This window comes from Cyclobacterium amurskyense, assembly GCF_001050135.1.
GTDB classification, from domain to species: Bacteria; Bacteroidota; Bacteroidia; order Cytophagales; family Cyclobacteriaceae; genus Cyclobacterium; species Cyclobacterium amurskyense.
Window position 1 is genome coordinate 1,755,801 of the sequence record NZ_CP012040.1, and the last position, 22,316, is coordinate 1,778,116.

At 38.4% G+C, this 22,316-nt stretch carries 19 protein-coding genes; 2 read left to right on the forward strand and 17 right to left on the reverse strand.

Going from position 1 to position 22,316, the window contains the following annotated elements; genetic code table 11:
- Positions 1 to 110: 110 nt before the first annotated feature.
- Complete coding sequence (locus tag CA2015_RS07060) at positions 111 to 944, reverse strand: alpha/beta fold hydrolase (protein WP_048641278.1); 834 nt, start codon at positions 942 to 944, stop codon at positions 111 to 113.
- Positions 945 to 1,094: 150 nt separating this feature from the next.
- Positions 1,095 to 2,297, reverse strand: a complete 1,203-nt coding sequence (locus CA2015_RS07065; protein ID WP_048644401.1) for an MFS transporter — start codon at positions 2,295 to 2,297, stop codon at positions 1,095 to 1,097.
- 704 nt (positions 2,298 to 3,001) lie between these two features.
- Here CA2015_RS07065 and CA2015_RS07070 point away from each other — a divergent pair.
- Positions 3,002 to 4,234, forward strand: coding sequence for a DEAD/DEAH box helicase (locus CA2015_RS07070; protein ID WP_048644402.1), 1,233 nt, complete (start codon positions 3,002 to 3,004; stop codon positions 4,232 to 4,234).
- A gap of 275 nt (positions 4,235 to 4,509) precedes the next feature.
- On the opposite strand, the gene CA2015_RS07075 is transcribed toward CA2015_RS07070, so the two are convergent.
- From CA2015_RS07075 to CA2015_RS07090, 4 genes are all read right to left on the reverse strand, one after another.
- Positions 4,510 to 5,184 (reverse strand): ABC transporter ATP-binding protein, encoded by a 675-nt coding sequence (locus tag CA2015_RS07075; RefSeq protein ID WP_048641279.1) that lies wholly within the window; start codon positions 5,182 to 5,184, stop codon positions 4,510 to 4,512.
- Positions 5,177 to 5,851 carry a molybdate ABC transporter permease subunit gene (modB, locus tag CA2015_RS07080; RefSeq protein WP_048644403.1) on the reverse strand — a complete coding sequence of 225 codons (675 nt, stop codon included), beginning with the start codon at positions 5,849 to 5,851 and terminating at the stop codon, positions 5,177 to 5,179. Before modB ends, CA2015_RS07075 begins: the two co-directional genes overlap by 8 nt.
- Entirely contained in the window at positions 5,851 to 6,621 is a 771-nt protein-coding gene (gene modA / locus CA2015_RS07085) for a molybdate ABC transporter substrate-binding protein (protein ID WP_048641280.1), read from the reverse strand. The genes modB and modA overlap by 1 nt, the downstream gene beginning before the upstream one ends.
- Before the next feature lie 200 nt (positions 6,622 to 6,821).
- Entirely contained in the window at positions 6,822 to 7,829 is a 1,008-nt protein-coding gene (locus CA2015_RS07090) for a helix-turn-helix transcriptional regulator (RefSeq protein WP_048641281.1), read from the reverse strand.
- Positions 7,830 to 7,915: 86 nt separating this feature from the next.
- Here CA2015_RS07090 and CA2015_RS07095 point away from each other — a divergent pair, with 86 nt between their 5' ends.
- A complete protein-coding gene (locus tag CA2015_RS07095) occupies positions 7,916 to 9,322 on the forward strand; it encodes an RtcB family protein (protein WP_205749806.1) in 1,407 nt (468 codons plus the stop codon).
- A gap of 112 nt (positions 9,323 to 9,434) precedes the next feature.
- Here the strand turns inward: CA2015_RS07095 and CA2015_RS07100 are convergent, their stop codons facing one another.
- From CA2015_RS07100 to CA2015_RS07150, 11 genes are all read right to left on the reverse strand, one after another.
- Positions 9,435 to 10,541 (reverse strand): serine hydrolase domain-containing protein, encoded by a 1,107-nt coding sequence (locus CA2015_RS07100; protein ID WP_240477938.1) that lies wholly within the window; start codon positions 10,539 to 10,541, stop codon positions 9,435 to 9,437.
- A gap of 19 nt (positions 10,542 to 10,560) precedes the next feature.
- Entirely contained in the window at positions 10,561 to 11,052 is a 492-nt protein-coding gene (locus tag CA2015_RS07105) for a MepB family protein (protein WP_048641282.1), read from the reverse strand.
- An 18-nt stretch (positions 11,053 to 11,070) separates the two neighbouring features.
- Positions 11,071 to 11,583, reverse strand: a complete 513-nt coding sequence (locus CA2015_RS07110) for a GNAT family N-acetyltransferase (protein ID WP_084011686.1) — start codon at positions 11,581 to 11,583, stop codon at positions 11,071 to 11,073.
- A 312-nt stretch (positions 11,584 to 11,895) separates the two neighbouring features.
- Entirely contained in the window at positions 11,896 to 13,188 is a 1,293-nt protein-coding gene (locus CA2015_RS07115; RefSeq protein WP_048641284.1) for an alkaline phosphatase family protein, read from the reverse strand.
- A gap of 156 nt (positions 13,189 to 13,344) precedes the next feature.
- Complete coding sequence (locus tag CA2015_RS07120; RefSeq protein WP_048641285.1) at positions 13,345 to 13,971, reverse strand: hypothetical protein; 627 nt, start codon at positions 13,969 to 13,971, stop codon at positions 13,345 to 13,347.
- A gap of 388 nt (positions 13,972 to 14,359) precedes the next feature.
- Entirely contained in the window at positions 14,360 to 15,007 is a 648-nt protein-coding gene (locus tag CA2015_RS07125; RefSeq protein WP_048641286.1) for a DsbA family oxidoreductase, read from the reverse strand.
- A 41-nt stretch (positions 15,008 to 15,048) separates the two neighbouring features.
- A complete protein-coding gene (locus CA2015_RS07130; protein WP_048641287.1) occupies positions 15,049 to 15,855 on the reverse strand; it encodes an SDR family NAD(P)-dependent oxidoreductase in 807 nt (268 codons plus the stop codon).
- Positions 15,856 to 15,924: 69 nt separating this feature from the next.
- Positions 15,925 to 16,494, reverse strand: coding sequence for a carboxymuconolactone decarboxylase family protein (locus CA2015_RS07135; protein ID WP_048641288.1), 570 nt, complete (start codon positions 16,492 to 16,494; stop codon positions 15,925 to 15,927).
- Between the two features lie 62 nt (positions 16,495 to 16,556).
- The gene (locus CA2015_RS07140; RefSeq protein WP_048641289.1) at positions 16,557 to 17,120 is read right to left on the reverse strand and encodes a TetR/AcrR family transcriptional regulator; all 564 of its coding nucleotides are present in this window, start codon (positions 17,118 to 17,120) and stop codon (positions 16,557 to 16,559) included.
- A gap of 665 nt (positions 17,121 to 17,785) precedes the next feature.
- Positions 17,786 to 19,138: a TolC family protein gene (locus CA2015_RS07145; RefSeq protein ID WP_048644406.1), complete on the reverse strand. Its 1,353-nt coding sequence runs from the start codon at positions 19,136 to 19,138 to the stop codon at positions 17,786 to 17,788.
- Positions 19,139 to 19,142: 4 nt separating this feature from the next.
- The gene (locus CA2015_RS07150; RefSeq protein WP_048641290.1) at positions 19,143 to 22,304 is read right to left on the reverse strand and encodes an efflux RND transporter permease subunit; all 3,162 of its coding nucleotides are present in this window, start codon (positions 22,302 to 22,304) and stop codon (positions 19,143 to 19,145) included.
- Between the last annotated feature and the right edge of the window lie 12 nt (positions 22,305 to 22,316).

Consider the following 22,316-nt stretch of genomic DNA (forward strand, 5'->3'; position numbering starts at 1 on the left):
TTAGCATAGCACTGCTATGGTGAAATTGAAAACAGCAACGAAGTGGCTGATTTTAAAGCGATTTCAGCACGTAATAGAATGTCTATTGCATATTTCGGGTTTAAAGCTTACTAATCAATAAATTCACCCACTGCATTAACCACATCAAGAGAACGTAATCGGTGACCCAATCCAGTAGTGGTCATGAGCTCAGCTTGTGGCCAGTGTTGATGAAGAAGACGGGCATTACTAAAATCAGTTAATGCGTCTTTTTGGTCATGTACAATAAGACCAGGAATGGATAAACTCTTTGCCAAATAAGGAAGACTAACCTTTTCTAGATCCTCCTCAGCAACATTTTGAAATTCCTCAGTTATGCTTTTTACTGTAGCAGGTTTCAATTTCAATGATTTTTTATAAAACCCAATAAATTCAGTAGCACTACCGGGAGTTGACAAAGCAATAACCTTATTGATAGTTGGTAATTGGTGTTTCGCTTGGGCATAAAAAAAAGAAAAACTTCCAATAGAATGGGATACTATCGCATGAACAGAACCATATTCATTCAATAACTTATTTATAAGCGATGCATGATCGGGAACAGTAAAATGCTTGCCTTCACTCTGCCCATGCGCTGGTGCATCAAAGGCCAATAAAGTATATTCAGGTTTTTTAGAAAGTAATTCAATATATTGTTGCCATCTGTAGGAAAAGCTTTGCCATCCATGAATAAATAAAATTTTCTTTGGCCCATTCCCCCATCGATAGTGACGGATTAATTTCCCTTTGAACATAATATCTGATTCTTCCCCAGTACGAAGAAACTTGTATTGAGACTTCGTGATCTTGCGACGTGAGGGTGAACAAAAAAACTTAAAGCCTAATTTACCACTTAGAGATGGCGCAACACTATTCATGGTATTCAGGAAAAATCCCAAACCCCGATAGTAAAATCTTCCGGTCATTTATAAATAAAGGTTAACTGTTTGTAGGGTGGGTTAAAAATTATTCCTATTACCCATTACGTAAATGTAAAATATTATTTTTAATAATTCATTAAAATAATAACAAACTTATGACTTCTTCTTACAAACAACATTTTAACTAAAAACTCATTATTTAGAAGATGAAGCATCAACCACCCTAATTCTCCTTATAAGCGGAATACATAATAAGCTAATTATTATGGCAATATACCCTATGTACTCAAAGTTTAGTAGTTTTCCATCCGTGTTTTCAACCAGTATCATCCCTCCAAAAAAGGATGCAAGCCCAGCGCTTAATTGTTGCACTGCAGAATTAAAACTTAGGAAACTACCCCGATTTTCGGACTTAGCTGTGCCGGTAATCAAGGCAGCAGCAGGCACCATCCGTCCATTTGAGGTGACAAACAAGAGGGTTGATACCGCCAATGCCAACAAAATAGGAGTAGGCCCCAAATGGGTTATTATAGCAATTGGAACTACATTTAAGCTCATAAATATGGTAAAAATTTTAACCTTGCCATATTTATCTGTAAGCCGGCCGACCCAGGGTGATGTAAAAACAGTGAAAAACCCTCCTGCCATATAGATATAAGTCAGTTGAAGTTCAGAAAAACCAACATTGGCCACCATGAATGGGCTTAAAAATGGGATAATCATAAACTGCCCAAGCATCATGAGTATTGTTAGGAAGATGGCCCTCATCTGATTTGAATTGCTGGTAACCCGTCTAATCACTTGTTGTGGACTGGGCTTGGCTTTTCCTTCAATTTTCGGAACCTTTATGGAAGGTACAAATCTATAAATCAAGAATAAAATCACCAATGCCAGAAAAGCAAGAAAGAAAAAAGGAGCATGCCAATTGGAAATACTGGCTATAAAAAGACTGAATGGCACACCTACCACAGAGGCTACAGAAAAGGCTGCCATTACCAAACCCATTGCCCGACCTCTTCTACTATCCGGTATGGCATCACCAATAATTGCAAAGATCAAGGCCGAAGTCAAACCACCAAAAAGCCCAGATAAGATTCTTGAAAACAATAAAAAAGGATAATTTGGTGATAAAGCACAAGCCAAGGTCCCTACTAGAAAGCCAAGAAAAACCCACATTAAAATGCTCCTTCGATCGTATTTATCCAAAATAAAAGCGCCAAAAAAACTACTAACACCTGCGCTAAAAGTATAGGAAGACACCAAGAGCCCAAATTCCTGAGGTGAAATTTCAAAAATACGCATCAGTTGAGGACCTAGTGGCATCAAAATCATAAAATCTACGATATGCGTAAAATTGATGGCCGCTAATGTCCAAAGCAATAATTTCTCCTTTTGCATTCTTTTGAAATTTATCCCTTTAAAACCCATATAAGGCATCGAAAGTTCTTAACCTGTATTTTTAAAAATAAAGCTACCAATGAAGAAACCTTGACATCTCCATTCCTCAAAAAGTCAAAACCGAATATTCAACGATATACCTCAATAATCAATATCAGATAGATCTTCAGGTATTATTGGTATACATTCCATTATAATAATAAATATACCGAACAAAGTTAGCCCCCTTGCGTTTAAATACTTAATCTTCCCGAATCAGGTGTACCATTAATTAGCACAAAACACCAGACCAATAAGTTGTAGATAAAAGCTGTTTGGGTGACTACTTTATAAGAAATTCAATTTTTAACATTGTCATAGATAGCTTGTTCTTGATTTAAAACGGTTTAAGATTCCATCAATCCAATAAATCTACCTACCTTTACGAACTTTATTAAGTCCCAATTTGCAATTGCTTTTATAGTGAATGTTGAAATAACAGGAGAATAAGACAAGTTGGAGGACCAAATAAAGGAATCCCCCAAATATGAAGTCGGAGCTGGCCCTCATTTTCGGCTTTAGTTTTTATTTCAAACATTAAAAAAACAACTATTGTAAAAATGGGCAAAACCGGCCTTATGGGCCAATTATTTATTTGCACTCTAAGAAATTATTAAAGAGGGGTGCAAAATACCGGCACCAAAAGCCATTATAAAAAGTTAAGCATGACATTCGAAAAATTAGAACTTATATCCCCTATCCTGAAAGCACTTCAGGAAAGAAACTACAAGGAACCCACTGCCATACAAGAGCAGGCAATTCCAAAAATCCTCGCAAAAAGAGATATTTTAGGAAGTGCACAAACAGGTACTGGTAAAACAGCAGCCTTTGCTCTTCCTATCATCCAACTGCTCCACACGGAAAAAAACAATGACAAAGGAAGATTGGCCATCAAGTCACTCATCGTCACTCCAACAAGAGAATTGGCCATTCAGATTGATGAAAATCTTGAATTTTACGGAAAATACACAAAATTAAAGCATGCTGTTATTTTTGGCGGTGTGAAACAAGGCGCTCAAGTCAATGAAATCAGAAGGGGTGTTGATATTTTAGTAGCTACTCCCGGCAGATTACTTGACCTTATTAACCAAGGTTTTATAAAACTGGATCACATCAAGATATTTGTTCTTGATGAAGCGGACCGCATGCTGGACATGGGCTTTATCAATGACATCAAAAAACTTTTGAAGTTATTGCCAAAGAAAAGACAATCCTTGTTTTTTTCCGCAACCATGCCGGACAATATCGTTTCATTGGCTGACAATATCCTTACAGATCCTGTCAAAATTGAAGTAAACCCTGTTTCTTCTGCCGCTGATACAGTAAAACAGAAAGTCTATTATACCAATAAGGACGCTAAAAAGGACTTGCTTTTCCATATATTGGAAAACAAGGATATCGATCAAGTATTGCTTTTCTCCCGAACCAAACATGGTGCGGACAAGATCACGCGAAACTTAAAAAGCAAAAACATCAATGCCGCAGCCATACATGGTAATAAAGCGCAAAATCATCGACAAAAAGTCTTGAGTCAATTCAAGGAAGGCACCATTCGTGTACTTGTTGCTACTGATATTGCGGCCCGAGGTATAGACATCGACAAGCTACAGTACGTGATCAATTATGATGTGCCCGAAGATCCTGAGACCTATGTTCACCGAATCGGTAGATCAGGAAGAGCTGGAGAATCTGGAACTGCCATCTCTCTTTGCGAACCAGAAGAAAACGGGTATGTTCGCTTGATAGAAAGACTTATCAACCAAAAAATCACTGAGGTAGACAACAATCCTTTTCCTCAAACTGAGAAGCCAATGTCAGCATTGGAACGAAAAGAATTTAACAAGGAGAAACAGCGTAAAAAGCAGGCATTTTTCAAAAATAGAAAAAAGTCTAGATAAAGATAGCCTTGATTTTAATCCGGATTAGGTAATAGGATCTCCACGCCCTGCCAATAGTCAGGGGTTAAGCCTGTCTCGTATTTACGAAAATTGTTCTAATCTCCAAACAGCAAGGAAGTGGCTAAATCTGAAGCGATTTCTGCACGTAATAGAATACATATTTCGGGTTTAATACCAATACCATTGTCTAAGTGAAGACAATGGTATTTTTTTTTTATCTTAACAACTTAAATAGTTAAGCAGTTGTCTTCTTAAAGTGAGCTAAAACCAGATTGTCAAGTCTTAAAAAATGCCTCTGGCTTACCATCAAAGCTAAATTGTCCATTTTCCAAAACCAATACCCTCTGAGCCATACGGGTAATTTCAGAAGCATCGTGACTCACCAATAAAGTGGTCAACCCATATTCATGGTGAAATTTAACAATGTATTCTTGCAGGCTTCTCCTCATCTCCATATCCAATGCTGATAGCGGTTCATCCAAAAGTAGAATTTTAGGCTTCCTTACCATTGCCCTAGCAAGGGCTACACGCTGCTTTTGGCCACCTGAAAGTTTCATGGGGAATTGCCCTGCCATCTTTTCCATGCCTATACTGACCAATAATTCATCCACAAAACCCTTGTCCTGACCTTTATCCAAAGCGAAAACAAGGTTTTCGTAAACCGTCATGTTGGGAAAAATAGAATACTCCTGAAAGATCATGCCTATGTTTCGCTTTTCAGGTCTCAAAAACAGCTTCTTTTCAGTAGATATCCAAGTTTCCTCTCCAACCCTTAATTCCCCTTCATCAGGACGCATCAAGCCTGCAATCATTCGCAACACACTAGACTTACCAGCACCAGAAGGCCCATACAAGCCAACCAATTCACCAGGCTGGATTTGGCAGGATATAGCTAGTGCTATTTTTCCTTCTGCCCCGGAAAGGGATTTTTTAAGCGATAGCTCAATCATAAGAGAGCATGCTGTTTTTGCGATGATTGATCAAATAGGTGAGCAATAAGACGGTGAAAGAAAAGGCGATCAAGAGTAAACTGTATTGATTGGCCATGGCATAATTCATTCCCTCCACCTCATTGTAAATGGCAACAGAGATCACTCTGGTTTCCTCAGGGATATTTCCTCCCACCATCAATACAACTCCAAATTCTCCAATAGTGTGGGCAAAAGTGAGCACCCCAGCAGTGATCAAGGCATTCTTCATATTGGGTAATAAAATCCGGAATAGCGTAGCCCAAGAACTTTTACCCATGGTCTTAGCTGCATCCAGCCAGGCATTAGGTATTCCTGAAAAGCCCGACCGCAAAGGTTGAACCATAAAAGGAAGGCTGTAAATCACCGAGGCCAACACCAGACCATGAAAGGTAAATACCAAGCGAAGATCAAAATACTGGTCGAGAAATTTACCAATTTGGTTTTCGGGACTAAATGCCAACAAAAGATAAAAACCCAACACGGTGGGAGGCAATACCAATGGCATGCTTACCAAGGCCTCCACCACATATTTAATGCGATATTTGCTATAGGCAAGCCAGTAAGCAAGTGGTATTCCTACCAAGAAAAGGAGGAAAGTAGTCAAAGTCGCCAGCTTTAGGGTCAATATAAAGGGTGCAAAATCCATCATTTCACTTTTTGGGTAAAGCCATAAGCCTTAAATATTTTTGCTGCACTTTCAGACTTCAAGAACTCAAAAAAGGAAGTGGCATCGGCATTTCCTTTACCAAATTCGGTAATCATTGCTCCCTGAAGCAGGGGCTCATGGCTGTTTTCAGGTAAAAGAAAATACCTTTTACCATACTTTTTCATGCTTGGTGAAAGGGCCAATGACAAAGCAACAATGCCAATATCCGCTGCTCCAGTAGATAAGAATTGAGCCGTTTGAGAAATGTTTTCGCCCATCACCAATTTAGACTTGACCGCATCATAATGACCATAAAACTGAAGGCTCTCTTTTGCACGCATTCCGTAAGGTGCATGATCCGGATTGGCAATGGCTATTTTTTTAACATTTAAACTCCCAAGACCTTCCATAGTTGACGCATTACAGTCCATTTTTCTGCTCCATAGCACCAACCTGCCTTCTCCATAAACATGGAGATCAGATCCGTTCATTCTTTTAGCGATAAGCATTTTGGGATAGGCAACATCAGCAGACATAAAAAGGTGAAAAGGAGCCTTGTTGGAAAGCTGCTCGAAGAGTTTACCCGAAGACCCATATATGGGCACTATTTCTTTTCCCGTAGCCTCAGTGTAAACCTCAATGATTTCATCCAAGGCAAATTTCAAGTCAGAGGCCGCTGCTACTCTTATAGCTCTCTGCGCATTTACAGGGTAAATACCAGGTAAAAAACACAGGACAAAGGAAGCAAGAAGAAGGCAAACACTTTTCATTTTATAATGGTCTGGGATTAATCCCTAATGTTATAGCTTGGTTAGTTCGATATTATTTTAAAGATATACCGAATGCCTTTCTTTTCCAATCCGACCTAATCATTTCCTAATAATTCAATAAATGTCAGAAAATTGACCGGTAACTAATATCAGAAAAATAGGTTCAAACTAGCACTCTTTTACCATTACACTTTGTCTGATTAATATTGACTTGCAGCTTTTATTAGTTTCCTTTTAATACGGTTTCTTAAAACTTTAGGCTTCAATACCTCTATCGAATCCCCAAACCCCAGAATTAACCTATCAAACTCCAAATTCAGATGAACCCTCAAATGAATGATTACACTTCCATTGGCCAACCGATCGATTACTTTTTGAGAATGATGAAATGGTTTGGTGATCACATAGGGAGCATTGTTTTTATCAATTTTAAGTTCCACTTCTTGAATTTGATCATCATTTAACACGGTTACACCGATTGTATCTTTATAATATGCATCTCCATCAAAGTCTTCATCTAGGTAAGGAATAGCAAGGTTTTTGTCAATGGACAAAATTCTATCCATAGCTAAGGTTAAGATGGGTTCCTTTGCATTTTTCCGCCCTACCACAAACCAACGATTATTAAACTGCTTTAAAATAAATGGGTGGAAAGTAAAGGTAGAAGAATCCCGGGCTTTAAAGGATTGGTAAGTAATCCATAAACAAACCTTTTTCAATATAGCCTGATACAAGACATCTATGTTTTTGAGGCCTTTTAAGTTCTCATTTTTATCCAAATGAATGATGGAAGTCTGATGCGTTTTCTCGGAATAGACCTTGTCTTCTAAACGCTGTATGATTCCGTCTAGCTCCGAAAACAATGAGAAATCCTTAAATTGTTTGAGCATCTCCACTGTTTCAGAAAGTATGCCCATATCATTTTCTGTTAATGGTATATTTGTTATAGAATAGTTTTCATCTTCATATCGATAGTATTTTTTATCGTAGACGACTATGGGCGCATTGTATCCAAGTTTATCGCTTCGCATTAACTGTAAATCTAATTGAATGCATCTTTTACTTACATTGAAATCTCTCCCTTCGTATTCATTCAGTGCATCCGAACATGCCTCAATAAGATTTTCAAGTGTCCACCTACGGTACTTGTTCTGCAAGCATTTGTCAATGGTCTTGTACCGAATAAGGGCATTTTTATTTTGTGCCATTCTACTAAAGTATTTATTTTTTTTAAACTACGCAAAATGATTGCGCAGTTTAAAAAAACCTTTGTTAGGTAATAAAAAAACAAATCATGTCGGATAGAATTAACATCAACGGAAACACCCTAATTAAACTAGGGTTTAAGCCAAAGAAATGGTTTAGTACTGCGATTGATCATATCAATGAAACCCAAATGTCTGAAAAAGACATGATGATATATCTTGAGCAATTCAAGGCTGAACCAATGATCAAATTACATACTGAGGTCATTCCATTTGCGATCAACATCAAAGCTGAAAATGAACTGGAAGAGAGAAATATCCAAACAGTGATTGAATCGATGAAGGCTGTAATGAAAACACCAACGGTGGTAGCCGGATCAATAATGCCTGATGCTTGTCCTACAGGAGCCATTGGAACAATCCCTGTGGGAGCTGTAGTTGTCACAAAAAATGCTATCCATCCAGGCATGCACAGTGCGGATATCTGTTGTTCAGTAATGTTGAGCGATTTTGGAGAAGTTGATCCCAAGGAGTTAATGGATGCCGCTCATGCGTCCACTCATTTCGGAGGAGGTGGTAGGGAGAGAAATGAGCAATACAGATTTCCTGAATCTATGTTAAAAGCCTTTGAAGGAAATAAGTTATTGAATGACAAGCACCTAATTCAAGTTGCGAGAAAACACCTGGGCACTCAAGGTGATGGGAATCACTTTCTATTTATCGGAAAATCAAAAAAGACAGGAAATACCATGATGGTAACACATCATGGTTCAAGAGGTGTCGGAGCTAAATTATATGGTAAAGCCATGAAAATAGCTGAAAGGTTTAGAAATGAAATTTCAAAAGAGACCTTGAAACAAAATGCTTGGATTCCATTCGAGACAGAGGATGGTCAGGAATACTGGAATGCACTGCAAATAATTAGAGAATGGACAAAACAAAACCACATTTGTATCCACGATGCAACCGCTCAAAAGGTGGGTGCAACAATAAAAAACAGGTATTGGAATGAACATAACTTTGTATTTAAAGAAGGTGACTTGTTCTATCACGCCAAAGGCGCAACCCCATTGGATGATAAGTTTATGCCAGACATTACAGGGCCAAGGTTGATCCCTTTGAACATGGCTGAACCTGTATTAATCGTTGAAGGGACATCTGCTGAAAATAATTTAGGTTTTGCACCACACGGAGCTGGAAGGAATTTAAGCAGGACAGCACATAAAAGAAACAAAGGAGACACCCCTATTTCAGCGATTTTTGCTGAAGAAACCGAAGGACTAGATGTTCGTTTTTTCTCCAATGAAATTGACATTTCAGAATTGCCCTCAGCCTATAAAAACGCAGAGAGTGTAAGATCTCAAATGGGTGAGTATGGATTGGGAACAGTGATTGATGAAGTGATTCCATATGGTTCAATTATGGCCGGGAATTGGAACAAGAACGCCCCTTGGAAAGTAAAGGCAAGAATAAAACGTGCTGGAAATGGAAAATAATCACCTTTTTATGCTCAAAGTCTGAAGAAGACGATTCAGCCTTAGTAATCAAAGCACAGGCATCTCTTTAGGGAGATGCCTGTTTTTTCTCAAGTTTGTCTTCCATAGGGAGCTAGTCATTAATCACCGCATTCATCTTTTCCCACATTTCATCATGAAAAACTATGGGAACCAAGGCATCATTAGGGGCTTCACCCATTCTTATTACTACTAGATTTTGACTTGGTACAATTTCAACAAACTGACCATTTTTACCCATTCCTGCAAATAAATCCTCAGGGGCATGGCTAGACAACTCTATATTAAAGGTTGTTTCTGTACCAGGAAACTGAATCTTACTTTTACCATTCAACCACCACAAATAACCATAAGATGGATTGAGGGTTTGTGAACTATTCACCATTTGCTCGTAGTAATCTGAAGTAAAGACTGCCTCATTGTCCTTCCAGATTCCCTTATTCAATATCAACAAACCGAACCTTGCCATGTCCCTGGCTGTGCTCCAATACACATTGTTATATCCAACAGGGATCCAGCGACCATCCATTCCTGTGATGGATTCAATTTTCTGATCGGTATAACTGTTGTAATCTATCCCTGTGGCATTACTCACTACTTGTTCTAGCCAAGTATACGGAGCATTGTGATAGTACCATTGTGTGCCAGCATCAGCCCTATACTCCAAACAGGAAGGCTCTGTACAGTCTAAATCCGACACCTGGTAATCTAACCCAGTAGTCATGCTTAGCTGGTGCTTGATGCTTATTAAATCCTCCTTGTCTGAATTTAAGGAACTCCAGCCGGCACCTAAATAATCCGATGTTTTATCACTGATATTCATATGCCCCTCTTTTTCTGCCACACCCACAAGCGAGGCGGTCAATGCTTTCCCTGCTGAAGCCCAATACCACAAACTGTTTGCCTCAAAAGCCCCAGTATTTAGAATATTGTTTCCCCAATATTTTTCTATGGCAATTTTACCATCCTTTAGGACAATAAATGCCCTGGTTTTATTGTCTTCCAGGTAGGTGTATAAATTTTCTAAGGCATTTTCATTCCAATTCAAAGAATTAAAATCAATGGATTCCCAATTATTTCCATTGTTAGGGGGGAAATACAATTCTTCTTCTGCCGCCTTGTCATCAGGAATCATCTCTGTGTTATCGCATGACAGGCAGGCAAGAATTCCAATTAAAAATAGAAAGGTATTCTTCATCATTAATAAGTATTTCTGTTTTTTAAACACGATACAATTCTAAAACTGCTTTCAAGTCCATATCCGGAGTAATTTCGTAAAAATAATTCAATTGCCATTTCTGGGTCTGTTTAGCTTGTTGGTTAGCGGCCTCTTCCCAACATGGATATACCCTAAAGGCCCTTTTACCTTCTTTTCTGCTGGTTGTAAGCACTCCTTTATTTATCAATATACTTTTCGGAAATACAAATTGACCAAACCTACTTTCATCTCTTATGTTCACGATGAAAAAGTCAATATTATCCCTTTCATTAAATGGCTCAATTGGCCCATTTTCAAAACGTTTCCAAAAAGTCACAAATTGCCCTTGCTTTTTGGGTGTTATTTTTGCCTTTCTGCTTATTACCTGACACCCGTTTAATTTGAATTGACAAGCCGCGTACTCCTGACTTTCAGGCTCCATTTTAAAGTCAGCTATTTCAAGGCCACATTTATTGTAAACCTCTTTTTCTATATAGGCTATAGTATTGTCCATTTCAATTTTATAGGTATTTCAGATTTTAAATTTGTATAAATACATTTGCTCCGGCATTTCTTCATTAGACCTATAAAAACCATTTTTCTCCAAGACCCTAATTGATCCCTGGTTCTGTTTTTCAACTCCCCCAGCAATTGACCCAATTAACTTTGTCTGTCTGGCCCATTCCACCAATCCATTGATTAACTCAGTCCCAATTCCCTTGCCCCACACTTCCTCGCGCAATAAATAGCCAAGTCTTAATTCCCCCAAATCTTTGGAATCTATTACAGTGTATAAAAATAAAAAGCCAATGATTTCAGTTGTTTCAGAAAGTACAATATCATAAAAACCCCCTTCACTTTTGCGTTGTTGTATCCAATCTTCCGTTTTCTCAATGCTGCCTATATTTTGCCAACCATCAGGAACGGCCTTGGTGACTTTGGGCGTCAAAATCTCCAATACACTGTGGATTCGGGATAGCTCAAATTCTGAGGCAGATACAATATGATTCCAATGGAAGACTGAAACCCGATTGCTTGTGAACAAACAATTTTGATTTAACCCGGATTATGCAATAGGATTCGTAATAGCCTGTCCCGTGTTACGGGAAGTGTTGCAATCGCAAGAAAATCAGGCTGTTTGGATATTTTAGCATAGCACCGCTATGGTGAAATTGAAAACAGCAACGAAGTGGTTGATTTTAAAGCGATTTCAGCACGTAATAGAATGTCTATTGCATATTTCGGGTTTAATATTTGGGTTAAGGATTTGGTCATTCAGGACTTAAGGTCATAGGAAAAACTATAGTAGATGCAGCAATTTCAGCAGGTAATAGATTGTCTATTGCATATTTTGGGTTTAATCACTTATTAAAACGTCTTTGATCTTATTGAGTTTACCGTCAATATGCTTTGGTATGGGTAGGCCTAAAATCTCACACATTAATGGGTAAATATGAATATTTTCTAATGACGGAATACTGTATCCATTTTTTTTAAAAGCAGGGCCATTTGCATAAAATATACCATGCATTTCTTTGTTGCTGGCATCATAACCATGAACACCTATGCACTTGACCTCCCTTTTTATAAATGATTCTTTACGCGCTTTTGGCAAAAAATAATAGCCATAATCTGCTACCAATTGGACGGATCCCCAATTTTCATTCTTGGGTTTATATTCAAAACCTGGTGTGTTTTCAGTTTTATAAACTTTAAAATGAGCTTCTTTTGGCTTTAAATACGCTATCACTTCTTCTATATCAACCCCTTCATTAGGATGGATATTTACAATAGTGCCATTGTCTAGGTATGAGTATAAACTGTCGTTTATAATGGTTTCTGTGGGAATAATTTTAGAGGTAGATAGATCTGACATACCATGATCAGAAACAAGCAGAATATTTACAGGAAGACCAGTAGCTTCAACTCTTTTAAATAAATCTCCCAGGCTTTTATCCAGTTCAAACAGCGCTTCTTTTATTTTCTCTTCATTCCCTGGTCCATAATCATGGCCAGTTTTATCCATGTCACCAAAGTACATCAAGATTAAATGCGGCTTCTTTTCTTCAGGCATTTCCAGCCAATTTATAGCCTGATCAACTCGATCTTCATTTTTAATACTGGGATCAAATGTATGGTAATAGGTAGGATATACACCTTGGATAGCCGCTTCTGTGCCTACGAAAAAGTAACTGGCAGTAACCATATTGGCTTTATTTGCCTCCAGCCAAATTGGGGAGCCCTTATAAAAGCGCCCGTCCGTAGCCGTTGTTTTATCCTTATAACTAAAATTCACTCCATACTCATAGCTGCTAAAGACATTGCCCAATATACCATGCTTGTCAGGATACATACCTGTAGCAATGGAATAATGATTAGGAAAGGTTTTCGAAGGGAAAGTTGGCAGCAGTGATTCCGCTTTCACTCCCTTATCTACAAAAGCACTCAGGTTTGGAGGCCGGTATTTCTCCACATAATCCCATCGAAAGCCATCCAAAGATATCAATAGTAAATAAGGCTTTTTTTGTGCGCTCTCTGAATTCAAGGTGGTAAGCGATAAGGTTGAACATACCATCTTTTTATTGCAGGAAATGAAGAATACCATCCCCACTAAAAAAATCAATCCTATACCTGTAATTCGTTTTTTCATGTTCTAGTTTACAGTTTGCGTTATTCTTGGGGATAGGTTAAAAAAACCTCTAATGGTGTTACAAATTTATCCCTAAAAGCCAAAAGTCCATGCCTATTTCCCATTAATACACCTAAGGCTAGTAGTACTTTAATGCTTGATGTAAAATGATAAAATTTATTCATTAATTTTTTTAAAAATATAACCAGAAGGACTTTTCGTATAGGCTATTCCCCTCATGGTTTTAAGCAATTGCTCCCTGCTTGGCAAAGCGCCCTGCTTAGGTATGAGGTAATCTTCCAGGTTTTTCTCTGAAATGCTGAATTTGTTATCCGCATATCTTCTATAGACGGCGACCAATTCAAAGTCAGGGTCCAATGAAGCCATTGAGGCATCTCCATGGGAATTGTTACAAACCAACAGGCCACCTTTTTTCAGATAAGCCTTTACTGCCTGCCCTACAAATCCAGCATATTGGGAAATTACAAGATCAAACTCTTTGCCTAGTTCCTCAAATGGAGTATTGTAGTCTTGCTGGTAAAAACGAAAAACCGGCGGTGCTGTATACTTTCTATTTTGCTCGATAAAAGCAGCCGTCTCTTTATCCTTAAAAAATTTGTCTGTACCCTTAAAAGAATCCGCGTAGATCACCTCCCGAAAAATCAACGAAGGGGTAATGTGAACATGGGAACCTGGGTAGAAAACCTTTTTAATGGTGTACTTTTTATCAAGCGCTTCGAAAAGGCCAATGGAAGTATGTTCCTTATCTACATGGTGTTTTTTATAAAGCTTGGGTAGCGGCATAGTACTAGAAACTTATAATGAGCTACCTGTATCAAATCGAATAGCCCATTGTTTTCACTACTAATCTATAGGCTTTTTCGCGGTTTAAAAAGTCTTGCCTACTAATCATAAAAATAAGAGAGAGGAACTGTCGCAACAAGAACAGCCTGACTCCAACCGAAGGTGATTCTCTCTAATCCTTTAAAGCTTAAAATAATTTTCTATGTTAAATAGAATGTGAGATTTAATCAACCTAAAAACCCCAGAAGGGGTGATTTTTTTTTAGCCAAGGGCTTTTAGCCCCTGCTTAGGTTCCTGAACGTAAAATGATTTTGGCGGTATTGTTGCTTATTTTCTGCACCAATACTGACAAAATCATTACCTATCGCTACTTGTTAATGTATGAAAATTATGCAATTGCCAACATTTCGGTCAACACTTTCTTAAACACATCAATAGGCTGCGCACCTGTTACCGCACTTTTCCTATCAAATACAATTGTTGGCACCGATCTAACACCTATATTTTGCCAATAGGCCTCTTTATCCCTTACTTCTTTGCGTGCTTCCTGATCCTCTAATTTAGCCAAGGCCTCTTCAGCATTTAAACCAACATCCAATAAAGCTTTCTTTAAAACCGCTCTATCGGACACATCCTTCCGCTCACTAAAAAAGGCTTTGGTAAGTCGCATTTTTAGCTCTGTTTGCTTGCCGAATTCTCTGGCATACTCCAATAAAACATGCGCTTCAAAAGTATTCGACATGCGCATGCCTTCAAAATAATCGAAGGTAAACCCTAATTCCTCTCCTGCATCTGTCATGGTTTCCTGAGACTCCTTCTGCTGCTCCATTGTGCTCCCATATTTTTCAGCAATATGCTCATAAAGATCCTGTCCTTCGGCAGGCATATTAGGATTTAATTCAAAGGGTTGCCATTCCAGATCTATTTTGTCCTCTATTCCTAGTTCAGATATGGCTTTTTCTAAACGTTTATAGCCTATGGTACACCATGGGCACACCACATCTGATACGATATCTATTTTTAATTTGTCTTTCATTACCTTACTGTTTTAGGTTCTTCCTTGCCTTTTTGGTTCGATTAAAGTTTCTCGCTATTAATCGCCTTTTTCATCAACATCCCATTCATTGCGCCAAAACTTTTGATAGAAAAAAGTCTTTTGGCCATCATCACCATCATTTTATTCATCCTACCTGGAATGATCGTTCCCTTCTTTCCAATACTATTCAAGGAAATCTGAGCAACTTCAGAAGGATCCATGCTTGACATTGGGACTTTTGACCAGTCCACACCATTGTCTGCCGTCATATTGGTTTCTGTTAAACCGGGAGCCAAGACGCTTATGTCAACATTATTGGCTTTGAGTTCAGAATACAAAGAAAGCCCTAACTGATGCACATAGGCTTTTGTAGCCGAATAGTTACTGAAATAAGGGGTCGCCATCAAACCTGCCATACTAGAAACCAAAAGTATGCCCCCTTTTTTAGCGGCTGACATTTTCTTAGCAAAATGATTGGTTAACAAATAGGTAGAGGTAATGTTTAATTTGATCATTGACAGCTCCTTTTCAGGAGAAATCTTGATAAAACTCCCATTGTTTTCCATACCAGCACTATGAATAAGCATTCCTATATCCTGTTTGTCAATCTCTTTAAGAAAATTAACTGTTGCCTCTTCATCAGATATATTCACAGAAAATGCTTGTGCCTTTACCTGATATTTCGCCCAAATTTCCTGAGCTAAGGCGGTTAACTTATCCTTACTCCTGGCAACCAAAATAGGAGCGATGCCTTGTTTTGCTAATTCTATAGCGAATGCTTTACCAATCCCTGAAGAACCTCCAGTTATCAAAGCCTGCTTACCATATTTTGATTTTAAATCTTGCATAATTTCCGGGAGTTAACTTCAACCTTTAGTGTTTTTAACCAAAGGCCCTTAAAGATTAACGTTGATTAATTAAATGGCTTCTGCATTCTCTTTTTCCCAAGCAAATTTTTGGAAAGGGGCATCCACTGGTGTATTGGCAATATGGTTGGTATAGTTACTAATTACCTTTTGAGACAATCCCAAAATGATTTCTAATACTTGTCTTTCTCCATAACCTACAGCATAAAATGCCTTCAAATCCTCAGGACTTACATGGCCACGGTTTCGAACGATAGTAAGGGTTAATTTCCTTAAGGCTTCTAATTTTGGATTTTCCAAAGGTGTTTCGTTACGCAATGCTTCTGTTATGGCATCATCCACCTTCATCATTTTGGCAATACCTGTATGGGCTGGTACACAATAATGACAGGCATGCTCCACATTAATCGTCTGCCATACCACAGTTAGTTCATCCTTATCGAATGAAGAGGAATCCATAAACAATTTGTGTAAAGTTTGATAAGCTTCAAGTAGGCCTGGAGCTCCAGCCAATACCCCATGCAGCCCAGGTATCATTCCGTTTGCTTTAAGTGAATTTTCTAATAGTGCTTTGCTACCTTCTGGTGCAGTTTCTAAGTTGTGAATTTTTAAAGTTGTCATCGTGTAATTATTAATAGTTTATAAATTTCTAAACGTTTGTTTAGTTATAGGCCAAAAAAAGGTCAAATATTACTAAAGGTCATTTCTATATAGTCTTCTATTTCCTTTTCACTGTTAACTCTAGTGGCGGCAGCCAAACCGTGTTTTGCAACCACTAAAAAGTTAGCTTGCTTTAGCACTGTCTCCTCATCCTTAGAAGGGTCCATTCTTAATTTTTCAATAAACAATTCTTTCAAATTGTCCATAAATAGATCCACCTGGGATTTTATCAAAGGGTCTTCACTTTCTGAAAACTCATTGTAGGTATTGGTCAACAAGCAACCTTTTACATTGTCCGGCTGATATCCTACTGCTACAGAATCATAAAAAAACTGTTTGATGTCTTCAACACCATTCTGGGATGCCTTAAACTTCTCAAACATGTCACTTACTTTTTCTTTGTAACATTTTAAGCTTTCAATAAAAACGCCATGCTTGCTTCCAAAACTAGAATAAATAGAAAACTTATTGATGCCCATCTCTTTCTCAAGCATTTGCATAGAGGTACTCTCATAGCCGTTGCGCCAAAACAAACGCATCGCTTTTTCAATAACCTCTTCTTCTTTATATTCCTTTTTTCTTGCCATTGTTTTTTACTACACTACAAAGCTAACCATTCGTTTAGATATAAAAAACTTTTGCAGTTTTTTTTTAACCCGGATTATGTAATAGAATTTCTCCGTCCTGACAATGTCAGGGGTGAAGCCTGTCCCGTGTTTACGGGAAGTGTTGCAATCGCAAGAAAATCAGGCTGTTTGGAGATTTTAGCATAGCATCGATATGGTGAAATTGAAAACAGCAACGAAGTGGCTGATATTAAAGCGATTTCAGCACGTAATAGATTGTTTATTGCATATTTCGGGTTTAACCTTTAAAAATTTCCTATCCTGAAATTACATCAAAACGCTTATTAATGCTCAAATAAATGCCATTAGAACGGTAAATTTCTGGATCTAATGCATGTAAAAAAAGAAAACATGATGACTCTTACCTGAAGAGTTTTGTCAATACTTTTACGAAAACCTTACACACCCGGTTAAAAATACTTCAATCCTGCAGAGGTATTGGAATGCATTAAAACTGTCTCCATCCATACCGGAATTAATGGTTCACTATAAAAAATTGAATGAAATTATACAGCAGGATATTTTCTGCCGATTTTAAGTTTAAGTCAAAAAAGAAAAAAAATCCACACCACTAAAAGGACAAAACCCGACATGGTGTGGATTGAATAGACTTATTAAATGAATAGCTAATCTTCCAAAAGAATTCCCGCCAACTGCTTCAATTTTAACTCTTCGTATTTAGCGTTGTATTTGGCAATGCTTTGGTTGTTTTGTGCATTTAGCAGATTCAACTGGGCTTGTCTGAATTCTATGGAATTAATTTGCCCTTGCTTGTACAGATCATCACTTCGTTCAAAGTTCTTTCTTGCTGTTTCCAAATTGGCTTTTTCAGCATAATAAACAAACAAGGAATTTTGGTACGCCCCATAGGCATTAAGCACATCCCGCTTAATAGAGAATTCAGTCTGCTCTTTTAAAATTTGTTGCCGCTTAATCTCCACCCTTGCATTCTGGCTTTTCACCCGAGTAGTTCCGCCGTCAAAAATATTCCAAGCCAAAGTAAGTCCTGCCTGAGGACCCAAATTATAACTTCCGGTAACAAAAGCTCCTGCAGGATTTTGGTTGCCCGAATAATTGTAACCTCCACTTAAGGACAATGCAGGAAACCAGCCAGCTTGACTCGCTTTTAATGCAAATTCACTGTTTCGCAATTGGCTATTGGTTTGCTGTATCAGTACATTACGGGCATAGGCCTGAGAGACCAAAACATCTCTGGTACCAGGCAAATCAAAATTAACAGTGGTATCTACCACAAATTCTGTTTCAATTTCCCTACCCATAATCAAGTTTAAATTTCTTCGCGAATTTTCCAATTCCTGAATGGTATTAAGCAAGCTGATACTGTCATTGTTTACATCTACTTGCGCATTTAGCAAATCAATTTGGGTAGTTTGCCCATATTCAAAACTATACTTGGCACGAAGCATCCTGGTGGTGGAAATACTCAATGCATTTTTCAGAATACTTACGCTTTCCGTTAACTGCGCCATTTGAAAATAGGAATTAGACAATTCTAAAAGCGTATTTTCTATAATTTGTCTGGCTTGTAGCTCGGAAATATTGTACTGCTCTTTCAGTTGCTTGTAGTTGTACATTCTCCCATAGCCGTTAAACAAGACGTAATCAAATCCAATTGAAGCCCCATAGTTATAGGCATCGGTAGGATCGTAATTTATGTCTCCATTGACGGTTTGGTTTTGCCCCTGATATCCAGATATACCAACATTTCCATTGGTGCTCACGGTAGGTAAATAACCACTGTTTAAAATGCTTTGGTTGTTGTCGGCTACCTCTAAAGACTTTTCCGCTACCTTAATGTCATAATTGTGCTCCAGGGTTAAACCCATGGCCGCTTCTCGCGAAAGCATTTCTTGACCGCTTACTACTGTGACTGAGCTGGCAAATACTACCAAGGCCATCAGTGACAATAACAGCGATTTGTAATGCTTATCTATTTTATATGCTCTTTGTATGCTCATTATTTTATGCATTGTGAGTGGATTCATCGTTTTCGTGCAGCTCTTCTATCGCTGGTTCTACAGACTCTTTTGAAGGTTTTTCACCTTCCCATAGCCATATTGTGTACACTTTTAATGCATTGCCGACAGACAAAAGCATGGGCAGCATAATCAGTGTTAGCACAGTGGCAATGGCAATTCCATAGGCAATGGCAATGGCCATGGGAATTAAAAACTGGGCTTGTCTACTTTTTTCCAAAATCAGTGGAGACAGACCAGCAATGGTTGTAATTGATGTTAAAAAGATGGCCCTGAACCTGGATTTACCTGCTTCTATTAGGGCCTCGTCAAAACTAAAGCCCTCCTGCAAATAGCTGTTGAACTTACTAATAAGCACCAGTCCATCGTTTACCACAATACCTATCAATGCGATGATACCGAGCAAGGAAAGCATATTGATCGGAAAATCATGTAACCAATGGCCCCATGCGACACCAATCAAGCTAAATGGAATCATTACAAGCAATAATATCGGCTGCATATACGAACGGAAAGTAAAGCCAATGATGATTAATATTAAGAAGATGATGATTGGAAAAACCTTACTTGCTGAGGCCGTAACTTTTCCGGCTTCCCGATTTTGACCTTCGTACAATGCCGATACTGTGGGGTATTTAGACATGATTTCAGGCATGATATTCTCACGCACATCGGCAATAATATCTGAGGAGCTTTCTTTCGGATCTTTTAAATCTGCTTCTACTTTGATTTCGCGCTTTCCGTCCAGGTGATTGATGGTGATTTCCCCCCGCTCAATATAATAAGTGGCAATTTCACTGAGCGGAACACGATTCCCGGAGGCACTTACAATGTGCATATTGTCCAGGTTTAATATCGATGAACGACCTTCTCTTTCGTAACGAACCCAAACGATGATTTCATCCTGCCCACGTTGAAAACGTTGCACTTGCAAGCCATTAAAACCGGCACGTACCTGGCCAATGACATCGTTAAGGGTAAAGCCCAACAAATACGCTTTGTCCTTTAACTCAACATTGATTTCATTAATTCCCGCAGGGTCATTGTCGCTGATATCGCGCAACAAAGTGTTTTCTTTAAGCTTTTCTTTAAGCTCTGACTTAGCTGCTTTAAGTTCTTCAATATTATAACTCAACAAAGAAACAGAAACAGGTTTTCCACCGAAACTAGCTCCTGCATCAAAAGTCAAACTCTCTGCTGAAGGGTATTCACCTGCTGCTTGTGCAATTGAACCTGCGATTTCAGAAGCCGTAAAGTCCCGTTCCTCACCTGGAAGCAAGTTGATTTTTAAAGATGCATTGGCAGTTCCAGGCCCAGTTCTTTTGATAATGCTTTGAAAAACATCTTTACCACCTGTCTGTTTGGCCGTGTATTCCTTGTTCACCTCTATGGCCACTTGTTCTATTTCAGAAATAATGGAATCTGTCACCATTGGGTTAATTCCCTGTGGCATTTTTAGGGTAACATTAACCTGGTCTGAAGCAATGATAGGAAAAAAAGTGGTTCTAATAATCCCACCTTCCATGGCCCCGGTGGTAATTACAAACAGGGCAATAAGAATTGAAAATCCCAAAATTTTAGATTCCATAAAGAAATGCAAAACCGGGCTATATAATTTGTCGCGCAAATAGTCTAAGAAAATAGTGGCTCTTTCATTAAACCAATACATTTTTTGATCCTTAGAAAGTGCTTTGGAGTGGGCAATATGAGCCGGAAGAATTACCAAGGCTTCAAAAAGTGAAAAAACCAAGGTCAAAATAACCACAATGGATACTTCGCCAAAAAACTCCCCTAGCCTTCCGTCCAAGTAAAAGAATGTCGAAAATGCTACCAGAGTAGTCATAATGGCGGATGTAATGGCTGGCAAAACTTCCATGGTACCATCAATAGCCGCTTGAACACGAGTCTTTCCCTTTTCATAATGATGGAAAATATTTTCGGCAATTACTATTCCGTCATCAACCAAGATACCAATCACGATAATCATCCCAAATAAGGAAAGCACGTTAATGGTGATGTCAAAATAGGAGGCTACCATAAACATTCCCATAAAGGAAATGGGAATTCCAAAGGCAACCCATGCTGCCAATCTCGGACGTAAAAAAAGAGAAAGAAAAAACAATACCAAGGCAATTCCTTGTGCACCATTAACCAAAAGTAGTTTGGTTCGTTCTACAATTATTTGTGATCTGTCATTGGTGACATTCAATTGAAGGTTATTGTGCGTTTCGTTAAATCCTTCTGCATAGAGGGCCGCATTTTCGGCAGCTTCAACCAAATCTTCATTGTTGGTTGTGCTAATTTGAAAAGAGATAGAAGGTTGATTGTTATAATAACTTCTATCGGGCGTTTCAGACCAGGCATCTTCCGTAACAGCCACATCCTCTAAAGTAACGATGGCTCCGTTTTCTTCTGTTTTTAGAATAATATTGTTAAGCTCTTTTCCGTAGTAAGAACGGTTATTCACACGGATAAGGTAATCTTCGGCTTCCGTTTTAATGGCACCGCCAGTAACCAAAATATTATTGTTGGCCACGGCATTGGCCACATCGCTAAAAGTCAAATTGTACGAACGCAACACTTCTTCGTTTACCGATACGGTGATTTCTTCGTCTGGGAAACCCGCTATGGTAATCTGGGAAATTCCCTGAATACTGCGCAAATCATTTTCAATTTCCCTACCAATGGATTTGAGGGTTTTTAAAGGAATATTCTCTCCACTCAATTCCAGCTCTATGGCTACATTTAGGTTTTCGTTTTTGGCAACAACCGGAGGCTCCATTTCTGCGGGAAAGGAGGGAACCTTATCAACCGCATTTTTTACATCTGCCAATAAAATATCAATGTCATACCCTTTTAGGGCTTCCACATTAATACTTGCTGTATTTTCTGAAGAGGCTGAGGTAAACCGGTCTATCCCTACAATACCACGTAAATTATCTTCAATTTTTAAAACCACGCCTTCTTCCATTTCTTGTGGCGAAGCACCTGGGTAACTTATTGTTATGTCTATAAATTTAGAATCTTGCAAAGGAAAGAAACTAGATTTAAGCGATAACATTCCGAAGGTACCAAGCACCACTATCGCCAGGATAATGACATTTACGGCAACAGGGAATTTTATAAAATGCGTTATAATCGACTTCATTGCTTAACTAGT

Excerpts from the sequence above, each read along its gene's own strand:
- CA2015_RS07090 (WP_048641281.1), bottom strand. The coding sequence starts at position 7,829 with ATGGCACAAAATAAAAATGCCCTTATTCGGTACAAGACCATTGACAAA.
- CA2015_RS07120 (WP_048641285.1), bottom strand. The coding sequence starts at position 13,971 with ATGCCGCTACCCAAGCTTTATAAAAAACACCATGTAGATAAGGAACAT.
- CA2015_RS07105 (WP_048641282.1), bottom strand. The coding sequence starts at position 11,052 with ATGGACAATACTATAGCCTATATAGAAAAAGAGGTTTACAATAAATGT.
- CA2015_RS07070 (WP_048644402.1), top strand. The coding sequence starts at position 3,002 with ATGACATTCGAAAAATTAGAACTTATATCCCCTATCCTGAAAGCACTT.
- CA2015_RS07130 (WP_048641287.1), bottom strand. The coding sequence starts at position 15,855 with ATGCAAGATTTAAAATCAAAATATGGTAAGCAGGCTTTGATAACTGGA.
- modB (WP_048644403.1), bottom strand. The coding sequence starts at position 5,851 with ATGGATTTTGCACCCTTTATATTGACCCTAAAGCTGGCGACTTTGACT.
- CA2015_RS07115 (WP_048641284.1), bottom strand. The coding sequence starts at position 13,188 with ATGAAAAAACGAATTACAGGTATAGGATTGATTTTTTTAGTGGGGATG.
- CA2015_RS07095 (WP_205749806.1), top strand. The coding sequence starts at position 7,916 with ATGTCGGATAGAATTAACATCAACGGAAACACCCTAATTAAACTAGGG.
- CA2015_RS07135 (WP_048641288.1), bottom strand. The coding sequence starts at position 16,494 with ATGACAACTTTAAAAATTCACAACTTAGAAACTGCACCAGAAGGTAGC.
- CA2015_RS07150 (WP_048641290.1), bottom strand. The coding sequence starts at position 22,304 with ATGAAGTCGATTATAACGCATTTTATAAAATTCCCTGTTGCCGTAAAT.
- CA2015_RS07075 (WP_048641279.1), bottom strand. The coding sequence starts at position 5,184 with ATGATTGAGCTATCGCTTAAAAAATCCCTTTCCGGGGCAGAAGGAAAA.
- CA2015_RS07140 (WP_048641289.1), bottom strand. The coding sequence starts at position 17,120 with ATGGCAAGAAAAAAGGAATATAAAGAAGAAGAGGTTATTGAAAAAGCG.
- CA2015_RS07060 (WP_048641278.1), bottom strand. The coding sequence starts at position 944 with ATGACCGGAAGATTTTACTATCGGGGTTTGGGATTTTTCCTGAATACC.
- CA2015_RS07145 (WP_048644406.1), bottom strand. The coding sequence starts at position 19,138 with ATGAGCATACAAAGAGCATATAAAATAGATAAGCATTACAAATCGCTG.
- CA2015_RS07100 (WP_240477938.1), bottom strand. The coding sequence starts at position 10,541 with ATGATGAAGAATACCTTTCTATTTTTAATTGGAATTCTTGCCTGCCTG.
- modA (WP_048641280.1), bottom strand. The coding sequence starts at position 6,621 with ATGAAAAGTGTTTGCCTTCTTCTTGCTTCCTTTGTCCTGTGTTTTTTA.
- CA2015_RS07125 (WP_048641286.1), bottom strand. The coding sequence starts at position 15,007 with ATGAAAGACAAATTAAAAATAGATATCGTATCAGATGTGGTGTGCCCA.
- CA2015_RS07065 (WP_048644401.1), bottom strand. The coding sequence starts at position 2,297 with ATGCAAAAGGAGAAATTATTGCTTTGGACATTAGCGGCCATCAATTTT.